Genomic DNA, 13069 nt, shown 5'->3' on the forward strand with positions numbered 1-13069 from the left:
GGTCCCGGTAGCTGCTCACGGGCTGAATTCAAAATTGCATTGGTACGGCGTCGGCTCTCAATCTCCGGCCTTACGCTCCCTGTCGTCCATTCACAATCTTTACTACTTCCCGATCAAAGCATTTATTATTTAAACATACATTTTAGAATAAATTATACAATAACGAATAGTAGCAAATCAAGAGACAACTACCTGAATCCCACAAGGATCTGTCAATTATTTCACAAAGCCATATAAAACAATACCTGTTGCAACTGCTACGTTTAATGATTCAGCTTGTCCAAAAAGTGGAATAATCATATTTTGATCTGTCATCGCTAATAGCTGTGGCTGGATGCCACTTCCTTCATTCCCCATAATAATAGCAAATGCACCCGAATGCTGAATGTCACTATATGGCACTGCCTCCTCATCCAAAGCAGTACCAAAGACAGGTACACCTTGATCTTGTAGCAAGTCTACCCATTCTGCTAAGTCTCCGCGTACTACTGGGATATGGAAATGGGAGCCTTGAGCTGCGCGTAATGTTTTAGGATTGTAGGCATCTGCACAGCCTTTTCCTAAAATCACGGCATCTAATCCTGCTGCATCGGCAGTGCGTATCATTGTTCCAATATTACCAGGATCTTGGACTGCATCAATTAATAGCACTTTACGCCAAGTGGCCTTCACTTCATCCTCTAAAATTGGCTGTTTACATACAGCAAACACGCCTTGAGAAGTTTCTGTTTCTGCGAATTCCTTTGTTACTGCTGCTGTTACTTCTACAATAGCAACATCATCAATCGGCCATAACATTGGCAAATCAATACCTTCACGTACAATAATTTGTAATACTTGCTCTTTATTTTTTAAAGCTTCCTCCACAAGATGAAAACCCTCTATTAGAAATTCACCTGATCGTTCACGCTCTTTTCTTGTTGTCGCTAACTTTTTCCAATATTTCACTAACGCATTTTGCGTAGATTCAATTCTCTTCATATGCTACCTCTTACCGCCTTTTTCCTATATATTGACCACTATTATACCTTAGCAAATGGCAAATTTCATAGTTATGTGAGAAAACTATTATTTTCTACAGTCGTTCAGTAAAGAACAATATAGACATGCTATAATTAGACACAGCATACTAAGTCAAGGCAGGTGAATATAAATGAAAAAAACGATACATGTCGTTGGTGCCATTATAGAAAATGAGCAGCAAGAAATTTTCTGTGCTTTAAGAAATCCACATATGGTACTAGCAAATTACTGGGAGTTTCCTGGTGGGAAGATAGAACACGGCGAAACACCTGCGCAGGCGCTTTATCGTGAAATTTTTGAGGAATTTGACTGTATGATTCAAGTAGGTGATCGAGTCGCAGTAACCCTTCATGAATACGACACATTTTTCGTTCACTTAGAAACATATAAGGCAACGATTGTGAAAGGCGTACCCAAAATACTAGAACATGCTGAAGCAAAATGGGTTCCTCGCAAGCAATTGCTCGAACTTCCATTCGCTCCAGCAGATCTACCTTCTATCCAAAAATTATTAGCCGAAAAATAAAGACATTCATTTCATCTCATGATAATGAGTAACTCGGTTGCATCCATACGCTTTCAATACATACAGTGCTTCATCTGCTTTTTTTATGAAAGGCATGTCTGTATCCTCAGCTGTTATTGTAGCAATCCCTCTACTGAGCGTAATACGTCCTGTCGGCCAATTATCCTGCTTAACAGTTTGTCTTAATTGTTCTCCAATTGCTTTTGCCACAGCTATTTCGTTCACTGGTAAGATGCTGATAAATTCCTCATCGCCGTAACGAGCAACATTGTCTTTTACACGCACTCGATGCTACAGTAGCTGTGCTAATTGAACAGGACATCATCTCCCACTTAATGACCCTCTATATCATGAACGTTTTTAAAATGATCGATATTTAAAATACATAAGGAGAAGGGCTCTGCCGTCCCCGTGAGCCTCACCTTTTTCAACAACAAGCGCCTTTCTCCCCATGAAACTTATCAAAGAATTTGAAGTTTCAACTATTTTACTAGACTCACATGAAAATACTCATTTTCACCTTTGAAACATATGATGCACTAATAACATCGTGTAGGAGGTGTTCTATGCTTATTCATGTAGTGAGTGCTGGCGAAACATTATGGCAAATAGCCAATCATTATGCTGTACCTGTTCAATCGATCAGTCTATTAAATGCATTAGCTACACCCGATCAATTAGCTATCGGGCAATCACTAGTTATTCCTTCTCCTTATACCATTTATACTGTTCAAAGTGGGGACACGTTATGGTCAATTGCTCAACGCTTTAGTGTTCCTTTACAATCCATCATTTCAGAAAATCATCTAACAAATCCCGATATGTTAACACCAGGAACGAAATTAATAATTCCCCCCATCATCCATATCGTGCAGCCAGGAGAAACATTATGGCAAATAGCTCAGCGCTACGGTACGACCGTTCAAGTCATTGTGGTGGAAAATCAAATAAACAATCCTAATATGCTATATGTAGGAACTAATTTAATCATCCCAAGAGAATTACCGATGATTGAAGTCAATGCTTATTCCTATCAGCCATCTGAAGAAGCGATTGATTCAATTAATGCCGTTGGTCACCTTTTAACGTACTTTAGTCCCTTTGCTTATAAAATGAAGGAAGACGGTACATTACAGCCCATCAGCGACGAAAGTATGATAGCAGCTGCAAAGGCTAAAAACATCATCCCTATGTTAACGCTCGCTAATTTTACTGCTACAGAAGAAGGCTCTAATTTAGCACATGTCGTCTTGTCCGATGCTGACCTACGAAAAAAAGTTATGAATAATGTTTTACAAGTGATGCAAGATAAAGGCTACCAAGTATTGAATATCGATTTTGAAAATGTTTTGCCAGCAGATCGTGAAAATTTCAATGCCTTTATACAATTAGCCGCTGATATGCTTCATCCAAAGGGCTATTTAGTGTCAACTGCCCTTGCACCAAAAACAAGTGCTACGCAAACTGGCACATTGTATGAAGCACATGATTACGAAGCACATGGGAGAATTGCAGATTTTGTAGTATTAATGACGTATGAATGGGGATATCGACTTGGCCCTCCACAAGCCATTTCCCCTATTAATGAAATGCGAAGAGTTGTGGAATATGCCTTAACTGAAATTCCAGCCGATAAGATTCTATTGGGCTTTGAGCTGTATGCGCGTGATTGGCTCTTACCTCATGTCAAAGGACAGGAAGCAGAAACGTTTAGTCCGCAGGAGGCGCTTAATAGAGCCATCAAGTACGGAGCAACAATACAATTTGACCCGACTGCACAATCTCCTTTTTATCAGTATGTCGATGAGCAAGGAAGGCATCACGAGGTATGGTTTGAAGATGCAAGAAGTGCACAGGCGAAATTTGATATGGTCAAACACTATAACCTTCGAGGTATTAGTTATTGGGCATTAGGTTTCCCGTTCCCTCAAAATTGGGTTTTATTAAGCAATCATTTTTCCATTAAAAAACCGTAGTGCTCGTTATTGTTCTCAAAAAATAAAGAGCTATGCAACTTTTTCCCATGTGAAGTAACGACTTACTACCTGTGATGTCGGGATAAAAAATGCTGTTTGAAGCCATATTAACCTATATCAACAGGAAAGGAGCAACTCACATGGGAAGAGACAATAAACAAGGTCAAAGCAATAATAAAGCTTCATTACCTCAAACACCAAAAAACCAAAAAATCGCACCAAATAAGGTGAGTGAAGAATTTTCTCAAGAGTTTATGGAGCTCATTAATTCAGTCACACAAAACAAAAATAAACAAAAAAAATAAGGGGGGCTTCCGTTGAATTTTCAACGTGCACAAGAAATTGTTGCCTCACCGTCAGAATATGAAGTGAGCTATAATGGCGTTTCCGTCTGGATCGACCAACTCCACAATGATGAGAAAACAGCGACTGTTCACCTTCGCCGCTCTTTAGAGGAGCGATCTGAAGTAGCTATTTCCGAATTAAAGGAAGAATATCTCGTTCATTAAACAGATAGAACCTGCTTATTTGCATAGTCAATAAGCAGGTTCTTTTTTTATTTAAATAATATAATCCTCAATATATTGAAGCTGTGTTAACACTTCATCTATATGGTGGTGTAACTCCGTATAAGTTTCTGAAATTTGCTGAGGTGAGATTGGCTTACTAAATAGATAGCCTTGAATATAATCACAACCGCCATCCATCAGAAATGATAGTTGTTCCACTTCTTCAATACCTTCTGCAACAACCTTTAAACGCAAATGTTTAGCCATCGAAATAATCATGGAAACAAGTGCTTCATCGTTTGGATTATGCGGCACATTTCTTACAAAAGTACGGTCGATTTTTAAACAATCAATGGGAAAATCCTTTAAATAGGATAAAGATGAATAGCCTGTTCCAAAATCATCTACAGCAATTTGAATGCCTAATGCCTTTAATTCATGTAATAGCTGTGTCATTTGATCAATATTCATCGTCATACTTTCCGTAATTTCTAATTGTAGATATTTAGGCGTCAATTTTGTGCGTTGTAAAATTTCTTCCACCATTTCTACTAAATCCTGCTGAAATAATTGCCCAAGTGACAAATTCACTGCCACCTTCATCGGGGGTAACCCTTGTTTTTCCCATGTTTTCGCTTGCATACAAGCTGTTTCTAATATCCATTTACCTAATGGGATAATAAGCCCACACTCTTCGGCAATGGGAATAAATACATCTGGTGGTACAAAGCCACGCGTCGGATGCCGCCAGCGGGCCAATGCTTCGACGGATTCAATTGTGCCCGTCTTTAAATTTACCTGTGGCTGATAATCTAAATAAAACTCATTATTGGCTAATGCATTATGTAAGTCTTGCTCTAACAAAATTCGATCTGCAATGTCTTTTGACATATAAGGCTTATAAAAAAGAAATCTTTGGGGTATTTGTCTAGCCTCTCTCATTGCTAATTGGGCATGCATCAATAGCTCTTCGCCCGTCCATTTATCCTCATAGAGGGCAATGCCCATATTCAAGTTGCCATTTAATGAAAATAATTGTACCTGCAAAGGGTCTTTCATGGCACTTTTGAGATTTAAGCAAAATTGTAATAATTCTTCAACCGTCTTTACATGATTAATATAAATAACAAATTGACCCTCTCGCAGCTTCGTTGCAAAATAATGAGGAGGTACAATCGCTTGAATGCGCTCTGCGACAAGCTTCATCATTTTATTAGAATTACTTATCCCGATAGAGGAGCGAATGGCTGCAAAACGGTCAATTTCTATGGCAATGATGGCCTTCTGCACTTGATTATCATGTAAATTTTCCTTTAACGTCTTTAGTAATAAATGCTCATTTGGCAGTAGTGTTATATCATCGTGATAGGCCTGAAATCGCAGCTCTTCTTGAGATTGTTCAAGATCCTTTTTAATTTTTAATAATTGTTGAAACGGCTTTTCCACAGATGTATAATAAATCGCCTTTAAGAAAAAGTAAAAGGCTAAAAATTGATAAATTAATGCCGAGAAATCCCATATCGCATTTTGATCTTGACTAAAAATAAAAAAGACATCACTTACAATAAGCGAGATGGCTGCACTGATTAACCACATCGATCGCTTCGGCATTTTTTTTAGATACCTACTTACTATCACAATGGTTATAATTTGAAGAATTATAGCAAAAAGGTGTACCATATTATCAATATACACTAGCAATTGTTCTGACAATATGTTGGATACCATATACACTAGAGAAATACTGACTATAACGAATAGCAAAGAACTACCATATGTAAACAACCGATAGTTCATTGATAATTGTTGTCTTTTGCATAAAATAATCAGTAGAAATCCAATGGATAGATACACACGCATTAATATATGTATTGACTCGTCCATATAGCCCCATTCAGTAGATTGACTAAAGAACAAGCTAACTAATTCAAGTAATGCAATTATAAAAAAAATGTTCCCTATGTATAAAGTTTGATTGGATAATAAGTGTGAAAATACTAAATAAGATTGGATCGCAATAGCCATTGTAAAAACAATGATTAAAACTTGGATCACCAATTTTAAATTTTGATAAATGTCACCCTGGAATACACCATACATTTGATTGCTAAAGCTTAATAATGGTATGACAAGTAATAACGGCAATATTATGTACCAAACCTCTTTTTTCTCTATTTGATTAAACCATTTCTCCACTACAAACCCTCCATACAACTATCTAAACATTGACTAGGAAATTCTAACTAACTATATTAAATAATACACTTAGAATTGTATATTTCTTTGACTTCTTACAAATCATAACACTTTTATCTGAATTTGTATGCATTCATATCAAGTATGCTAATATTCATTTTATTTCAATATTAGCATACTTTTGATATTTTAGTACTTCATTCCACTTCAAAAACTTGGTTACTTAGCCTCTGGAAGATTCTAGCCCGTCTTTTTTTACTAGCAGCGACAGATAAACCTAGTACTTTGGCTATTTCTTGATCATTGTAGCCTTCTACATAATAAAGGAGTAGTATTTTTCTTTCTATCTGCTTTAACTGGGTCAAAATACTTTCAAGGTCAATAGAATTTTTTTGATTCTCCCCTCCTTTGAACTCACTACGAACATAATCGAGTGTTTCATCATCAACGACTGTTATTCGCTCTTTATAGCTTTTTTCCTTTGATAATTCATTTAAAATCTCTCCTTTGATCGATGAATATATATAAGCGGAAAATTGTCCTTTTGCTGGATCTGCTTTTAGCCATGCCCTCCATACAGCAATGGAAGCAATATGACGATAATAATCAAACTCCTTATAGATATGAAGTTGCTTAAGAATAACGGTAATCATTGGTTGCACACATTCTAATATTTCTTCAAAGGATTGTGTTGGTGAAAGCTTTTGCTCGTTCTGAATAGACATTTTACTCTTCCTGTCGACTATGCACAGTCCAATATTCCTAGGTGATACTATCTTAGTCCCTGGCGTTTATTGAAAGCGAGTACACATTTTCATCATTTCATCGTTGAGAATGACTAAAACCCCTGTCCTATTTATACATAATCTCAGCAATTTATTGTAAAAATCATATATTTTTCTTTGGCATTTCATACATATTTAAACGATGATTGGACAAATTACTACTAAGGAGGCGAAATAGATGAATTTTCAAATAAGAGATGCCATTACTGCAAATGTTCATGGTCAATCTGCAGCAGAATTTAAAGATATTGTGGAAGATGCCATTAACCGTGGAGAAGAACATTTACTGCCAGGGCTTGGGGTGTTTTTCGAAAATTGGTGGAAGCAATCAAGTCCATCTGAACAAGATGAATTCGTTCAAAAACTAGAAAAAATATTTGCAAACTGATTTTTAATGCACAGTGCATTCCATTTCCAATAAATGCGTGATAAAGTTTTATTTATCAGAAAATTTGGAGGGATTGGAATGACTGTTGCAGTAGAATTACTTGTCAATCAACTCAAACAGGTGTTATTAGAAGAACAAGTGTCAACAAACGAAACGGTACGACAGCTACATGGGAAGGATGAATCTCATCATGCGGTGAGCCTACCTGATATCGTTGTTTTTCCACGCTCCACAGCAGATGTCAGTGCCGTTTTAAAAATTGCACATGCACAACGTGTACCAGTTGTACCATTTGGTGTTGGCTCCAGCCTAGAAGGAAATGCAATTCCTATTGCACATGGTATTTCCATCGACTTCTCTGAAATGAATGCTATTTTAGAAGTTCGACCTGATGACCTTCTTGTAAAAGTACAGCCTGGGGTCACACGTTCTCAATTAAATAAGGAATTAAAAAAGCACGGTCTACAATTCACAGTAGATCCAGGTGCAGATGCAACATTAGGTGGCATGGCAGCAACGAATGCTAGTGGTACAACCGCAGTACGTTACGGTGTTATGCGGGATCAAGTTCGTGATTTAGAGGTTGTACTTGCAGACGGCTCCGTCATCCATACTGGTAATTTAGCTGCGAAGTCCTCTTCTGGTTATCATCTCAACGGTCTATTTGTAGGCTCAGAAGGGACACTTGGCTGCTTTACAGAGTTAATATTGAAAGTCTACGGTATACCTGAATTTGTAACAGCAGGACGCGCAGTTTTTGATACAGTAGGCGATGCTGTCTGTGCCGTCACTGCTTTATTACAGGTAGGCATTTCAATCGGCCGAGTGGAATTAGTTGATGAAGCCTCTATGAAACAAGCCAATATCTATAACGATACTTCCTATAGCGAAAAACCAACATTATTTTTAGAATTTCACGGAAATGAAGCAGGTATGCATGCAGATATAGCATTTGCTACAGAAATTTTTGAGGACTTCGGCTGTCTATCCGTTGAATTTGAACAAGATAATGCGGCACGTAACAAGCTTTGGGAAGCACGTCATTCCTTAGCCTATGCGTATATTCATGCTTACCCTGGGAAAAAGCTTATGTCAACAGATGTCTGTGTACCAATCTCCATGCTTGCAGAAACCATTTTGTATGCGCGTGAGCAGCTCGATCATATTGGTCTTGCAGGCGGGATTGTCGGACATGTGGGCGATGGAAATTTCCATGCACTACTAATGTTAAATCCTAATGACATAGAGGAGCAGGCAAAAGCAGATCGCTTCAATGAACAGATTGTTCAATATGCTTTACTTCGGGGTGGTACATGTACAGGTGAACATGGTGTTGGCATTGGCAAAATGAAATATCAAGCTACTGAGCACGGTACCTCTTTAGCTGTCATGAAAAGTATAAAAGCAGCACTCGATCCATATAACATTATGAATCCAGGAAAAATTTTCACCCTATAACTAACGATAAACCCGCTGAATGACTATGTCATCAGCGGGTTTATGTTTATAAATCATAGCGGAAGCTCTTGACTAAAATGTCGCCCTTATAAAATTCCTTTGACTCGTCTCGTACAAAGCCTAGAGATAAATAAAGATTAATAGCAGCCTGCATGATATCACCTGAATGTAAATAAAGAGCCTTATCCTGTCTCTTTCTGGCAAAGGCAAAACTTTCGTGTAATAATTTCTTAGCGACCCCTTGCCCTCTCCCTTTCGGATGTACGCCTAACAAGCGTACGATCGTAGATTGAATATTCAGCTCTGGCAAGCCATATGCTTTTTCCGCATCAGTAAATATTTGTAGCCCTCCTACTATCTCCTCACCACGCTTTGCTACAAGAATTGTTTCTGCGTTCGGATTGCCGACTGAAGCACGGATATCACTTAAATATGACTGCCAATGTTCAGGGTCCTGATAGTCTTTTTCGTATTGCTCATAGCTCTCGACTAAAACCTCAAGATAGCGTTCATAATCTTCCTCTTGTAAATGTTCAATCACAATGTCAGCTACTGTCATGCTAGTTTCCCCTTTCTATGATGAAAAGCCACCCTTACGATAGGCGGTTACTCTTTTTTCAATGCGATGTGAGATCCATTCTGCCACAATTGATATTCCCCAATAAATGATTCCCACAGCAATAAATGACTCTAAAAACTTTAAATTCACAGAAGCAACGATATTCGCAGCACCAGTCAACTCTTTAATAGATAGAAAAAATGCTAAGGATGTGGCATGTAAAAAGCCAATAAAGACGTTTGTCAAATTCGGAATAGACTGCCCAAATGCTTGCGGTAAAATATAACGTCGCATCGCTTGAGTAAATGTTAAACCAATCGCATAGGCTGCTTCTAATTGTCCTTTCGGTACACTTAATATTCCTGAGCGAATAATTTCAGAAGCATAAGCTCCCGCACTAAGTGTTAAGGCGAGTATGACAAAAAATAATATAGGAATGGTGCTTGATTGTATCTTTAACTGTAAAGTACTTGCCATCATATCCACTAGCATTGGCAAGCCAAAATAAACGAGCATGATATGCATAATAATGGGCGTGCCTCTAAAAAAAGAGACATAAAAATTAAGTATAGGCGCAATAAATTTTATTTGTTTAATGCGAACAAAAGCGACGATTATCCCTATAACAATACCTAATAATACAGGTGTAATGGTCATGAATAAGGTTAAAGGTATTACTTTACTAATTTCTCGTAAGGCTTCTACTATAAAAGCCAGATCAATGGTCATACTATATTCCCCCTATTGTGAAGCCAATTCCTTTGGCATATAACGATTAAAATAGCGTTCATTGAACTTAAATAGTTTTTCCAGCACGATCACGATAATATAGTAAACAATAGACAATGCTACATAGATTTCAAACGCTCGTGTCGTTGAAGCAATCAAGGTTTCTCCACGTCCAACCATATCCATTACGCCAATAGAGAACGCTAGTGATGTATCTTTTAATGAACTAATCATCGTGTTTGCTATATTTGGAAAAGCAACACGAATTGCCTGTGGGAAAACAATGCGCATAAAAGCCTGTGTTCCATTTAAGCCTACTGAATAGGCAGCCTCCATTTGTCCTCGGTCAACGGTTAAAATAGCAGCACGAAATATTTCGGCAAAGGCTGCCGCATTGCTTAGTGTGTAGGTAATAATGACAAAATACATCGCATCCATGCGAGTAACGTCAATATGAATCAATTTTAGCAATGCAGGTATGCCGTAAAATACTAAGAACAACTGCACTAAAATAGGGGTTCCACGAATAAAGGATATATAGACCGTGATGATCTGCTTCAATACGGGTATGTGAAGTAGCTTCGGTATGGCTAGCACAATCCCTAGTACCATACCAAAAAGTATGGAGAATAGTAGTATTTCAAATGTTACTGGTAAATATTGAAGCAATGTTGGAATGATCTTCGCAATGAGCATGACATCAAAGTTATTTTCCATACTTCCGCCTTCCTTTCCTGTCATTAGAAGTCTACTGTGTAATCATCACCTAACCATTTTTTACTAAGTTCACTTACCACTCCCTCTTTCTTTAATTCAATGATAGCTTCATCTAAGCGCTCCTGTAATGTCACTTCATTTTTATTGAGTAAAAAGTATACTTTTGAATTTAATAATGCGTCACCTACAACCTTTTGTTGTGCTTCATTGCTCTCGTTATAGTATCTGACTGCGAACGGTGTTGTAATAATGGCATCAATACGACCAGTAGCCAGTTGATTATTGACATCTACTGAACCAGAAGAATAGACGATATTCGCTCCTAAATTATGCTCTTTATTATATTTTTCAATAAAAACAGCGGAGTTACTCGTTGGTGAAACACTGATATTCTTCCCTTTCAAATCCTCAACGGATTGAATTTCTTTATTTTTCTCATTCACTGTCACCTTTAATGGGAAGACATTATACGGCTCTTTATTGAATAAAAACTTCTCCTGTCGTTCACTATTGACTTCCATTTGATGGGCAATAAAATCAATTTTCCCTGTCTCTAAACTTAGTAATAAATTGGAAAATTCCATTGTTTTAAACTCAAATTCATATTCTGGTAGCTTCTCATCAATTGCTCGAACAAGCTCCACGTCATAGCCCGTTAAATTGCCTTTATCATCTAAAAAGCAGATGTTTGGAAACTGTGTCCCCGTACCTACAATGATTTTTTGAACATCTTTCCCACCCTGTGCTGTATTTTGGGCACTCGCATCTCCATCTGATTTTTCTGAGCTTACGCAGGCTGTTAATAGTGCCGCTAGTACAAATAGTAGATAAAACGATATTTTTTTCATAAAATCCCTCATTCCTTCTGTTATGCATGTGAGGGTAAGCTCACAGCAAGTGCCTTCTGCAGGTGTTCTAAACCTATTTCTGTTACAGCTTGATAGATACCCGTTTCACTTGATCCAATTTCTACAACAGGTACATATCGAACACCATATTTTATTTCAAGGATGTCGCGGAACGTATCATTCGACGTGACATCCACCGTTTTGTATGCTATTCGTTGTTCCTGTAAATACGCTTTTATATCCTCGCAATAACTACAACCTTGTTTCGACCAAACAATTATCTCTACATTTTTTGTCATGATGATGACCTCCTTAGCTGACTGCCACTTTTTGCTGTAGCTGTAAATTAACTGGACTTAATAGTTCGAATGAGCGTTTACGTTCAAACTCCTTCAATACAGGAGTATGCAAAATGAATTCATCTACCTGATATTGAACATGAAAATCATCTAATATTGCTTTAATATCCTTAGGCGATCCATAGACAATATCTGCCTCATATTGTTTGACTGTATACGCCTCTCCAGACTCTTGACCAAATTTTTCAGCTAGCTCTATGGATTGTAATGTCAGTGTTCTACCACTCGCTAAATGCACCTTCGTAATTTTTTGATCCCCAATCAATTCCTTTGCTTCCTTTTTGGTTGGAGCTGCAATGGCTGCGATTGATATGGCGAAGTGGCCACTGGCATTATACTCACGATAGATACGTGCTGCTTGCGCTAATACATCATTGTCACTATTAATAAATCGAGCAAAGACAAATGCAATGCCGAGTTTTCCTGCAAGAGCAGCACTTTCTGGGCTAGCACCGAGTAAAAATAATGTTGGCTTTATCTTCGGAATCGGCGTTGCTTGTATACCATATAATTCGTGCTCTTTTGGTATTGATTGCTCCATTAATTGCTGTAAAAATGTTAGTCTATCTTCAAAATCGTCCCCTTGATTGGGCGTGCCATATTGTAATGCCTTTGTGGAAAGAGGTAAACCACCTGGTGCTTTTCCAATACCTAAATCCACTCGTCCTGGCTCCAACGCTGCCAGTACATGGAAGTTTTCTGCCACCTTGTATGGGCTGTAATGTTGTAGCATCACACCACCTGACCCGATATGAATGGACTTTGTCTTTGCCAATAAATAGGAAACTAATACTTCTGGCGAGGAACCTGCTAATGTTTCTGTATGATGGTGCTCCGACACCCAAAAACGTGAGTAACCTAACTGCTCCGCTTTTTGTGCAAGTGCCACTGTTTTTTGCAAAGTTTGTTCGTTTGTTGCACCCTCGATAATCGGACTTTGATCTAATATGCCTAATGTATAGCTCATCCAATGCCTCCTAATTTCTTTTATTCTAA

At 37.9% G+C, this 13069-nt stretch carries 16 protein-coding genes; 6 read left to right on the plus strand and 10 right to left on the minus strand.

Annotated features, from left to right (window positions below; all coding sequences use genetic code 11):
* Positions 1-216: 216 nt before the first annotated feature.
* A complete protein-coding gene (locus tag MKY46_RS16645; protein WP_036128262.1) occupies positions 217-981 on the minus strand; it encodes a TrmH family RNA methyltransferase in 765 nt (254 codons plus the stop codon).
* A 172-nt stretch (positions 982-1153) separates the two neighbouring features.
* Here MKY46_RS16645 and MKY46_RS16650 point away from each other — a divergent pair, with 172 nt between their 5' ends.
* Entirely contained in the window at positions 1154-1549 is a 396-nt protein-coding gene (locus MKY46_RS16650) for a (deoxy)nucleoside triphosphate pyrophosphohydrolase (RefSeq protein ID WP_036128264.1), read from the plus strand.
* Positions 1550-1555: 6 nt separating this feature from the next.
* Here MKY46_RS16650 and MKY46_RS16655 read toward each other — a convergent pair whose 3' ends face one another.
* Positions 1556-1834, minus strand: a complete 279-nt coding sequence (locus MKY46_RS16655; protein WP_051891764.1) for a diguanylate cyclase — start codon at positions 1832-1834, stop codon at positions 1556-1558.
* A 281-nt stretch (positions 1835-2115) separates the two neighbouring features.
* Between MKY46_RS16655 and MKY46_RS16660 the strand changes: the two genes are divergently transcribed.
* From MKY46_RS16660 to MKY46_RS16670, 3 genes are all read left to right on the plus strand, one after another.
* The gene (locus MKY46_RS16660; protein ID WP_036128266.1) at positions 2116-3525 is read left to right on the plus strand and encodes a LysM peptidoglycan-binding domain-containing protein; all 1410 of its coding nucleotides are present in this window, start codon (positions 2116-2118) and stop codon (positions 3523-3525) included.
* A 140-nt stretch (positions 3526-3665) separates the two neighbouring features.
* Positions 3666-3830: a YfhD family protein gene (locus MKY46_RS16665; RefSeq protein WP_139149533.1), complete on the plus strand. Its 165-nt coding sequence runs from the start codon at positions 3666-3668 to the stop codon at positions 3828-3830.
* A gap of 12 nt (positions 3831-3842) precedes the next feature.
* Positions 3843-4034 (plus strand): H-type small acid-soluble spore protein, encoded by a 192-nt coding sequence (locus MKY46_RS16670; protein WP_036128267.1) that lies wholly within the window; start codon positions 3843-3845, stop codon positions 4032-4034.
* A gap of 51 nt (positions 4035-4085) precedes the next feature.
* On the opposite strand, the gene MKY46_RS16675 is transcribed toward MKY46_RS16670, so the two are convergent.
* Both MKY46_RS16675 and MKY46_RS16680 read right to left on the minus strand, forming a co-directional pair.
* Entirely contained in the window at positions 4086-6230 is a 2145-nt protein-coding gene (locus MKY46_RS16675; protein WP_230593968.1) for a bifunctional diguanylate cyclase/phosphodiesterase, read from the minus strand.
* A gap of 197 nt (positions 6231-6427) precedes the next feature.
* Positions 6428-6955, minus strand: a complete 528-nt coding sequence (locus tag MKY46_RS16680) for an RNA polymerase sigma factor (RefSeq protein ID WP_036128268.1) — start codon at positions 6953-6955, stop codon at positions 6428-6430.
* Between the two features lie 238 nt (positions 6956-7193).
* Between MKY46_RS16680 and sspI the strand changes: the two genes are divergently transcribed.
* Complete coding sequence (gene sspI / locus MKY46_RS16685; RefSeq protein WP_036128269.1) at positions 7194-7403, plus strand: small acid-soluble spore protein SspI; 210 nt, start codon at positions 7194-7196, stop codon at positions 7401-7403.
* A gap of 78 nt (positions 7404-7481) precedes the next feature.
* The gene (locus MKY46_RS16690) at positions 7482-8861 is read left to right on the plus strand and encodes an FAD-binding oxidoreductase (protein ID WP_036128270.1); all 1380 of its coding nucleotides are present in this window, start codon (positions 7482-7484) and stop codon (positions 8859-8861) included.
* Between the two features lie 46 nt (positions 8862-8907).
* Here the strand turns inward: MKY46_RS16690 and MKY46_RS16695 are convergent, their stop codons facing one another.
* Genes MKY46_RS16695 through MKY46_RS16720 form a run of 6 tightly spaced genes read right to left on the minus strand, consistent with a single transcriptional unit; the run spans position 8908 to position 13040 of the window.
* Entirely contained in the window at positions 8908-9420 is a 513-nt protein-coding gene (locus MKY46_RS16695; protein WP_036128271.1) for a GNAT family N-acetyltransferase, read from the minus strand.
* A gap of 15 nt (positions 9421-9435) precedes the next feature.
* On the minus strand, positions 9436-10149 hold the full coding sequence (locus MKY46_RS16700) for an amino acid ABC transporter permease (protein ID WP_036128272.1): 714 nt from the start codon (positions 10147-10149) through the stop codon (positions 9436-9438).
* Positions 10150-10161: 12 nt separating this feature from the next.
* Positions 10162-10866, minus strand: coding sequence for an amino acid ABC transporter permease (locus MKY46_RS16705; protein ID WP_036128280.1), 705 nt, complete (start codon positions 10864-10866; stop codon positions 10162-10164).
* 23 nt (positions 10867-10889) lie between these two features.
* Entirely contained in the window at positions 10890-11714 is an 825-nt protein-coding gene (locus MKY46_RS16710) for a transporter substrate-binding domain-containing protein (protein WP_036128273.1), read from the minus strand.
* Between the two features lie 20 nt (positions 11715-11734).
* The gene (locus tag MKY46_RS16715; protein ID WP_036128274.1) at positions 11735-12013 is read right to left on the minus strand and encodes a glutaredoxin family protein; all 279 of its coding nucleotides are present in this window, start codon (positions 12011-12013) and stop codon (positions 11735-11737) included.
* A 13-nt stretch (positions 12014-12026) separates the two neighbouring features.
* Positions 12027-13040, minus strand: a complete 1014-nt coding sequence (locus MKY46_RS16720) for an LLM class flavin-dependent oxidoreductase (RefSeq protein WP_036128275.1) — start codon at positions 13038-13040, stop codon at positions 12027-12029.
* Between the last annotated feature and the right edge of the window lie 29 nt (positions 13041-13069).

This window comes from Lysinibacillus sp. FSL M8-0355 (assembly GCF_038008985.1).
Lineage (GTDB): Bacteria > Bacillota > Bacilli > Bacillales_A > Planococcaceae > Lysinibacillus > Lysinibacillus fusiformis_D.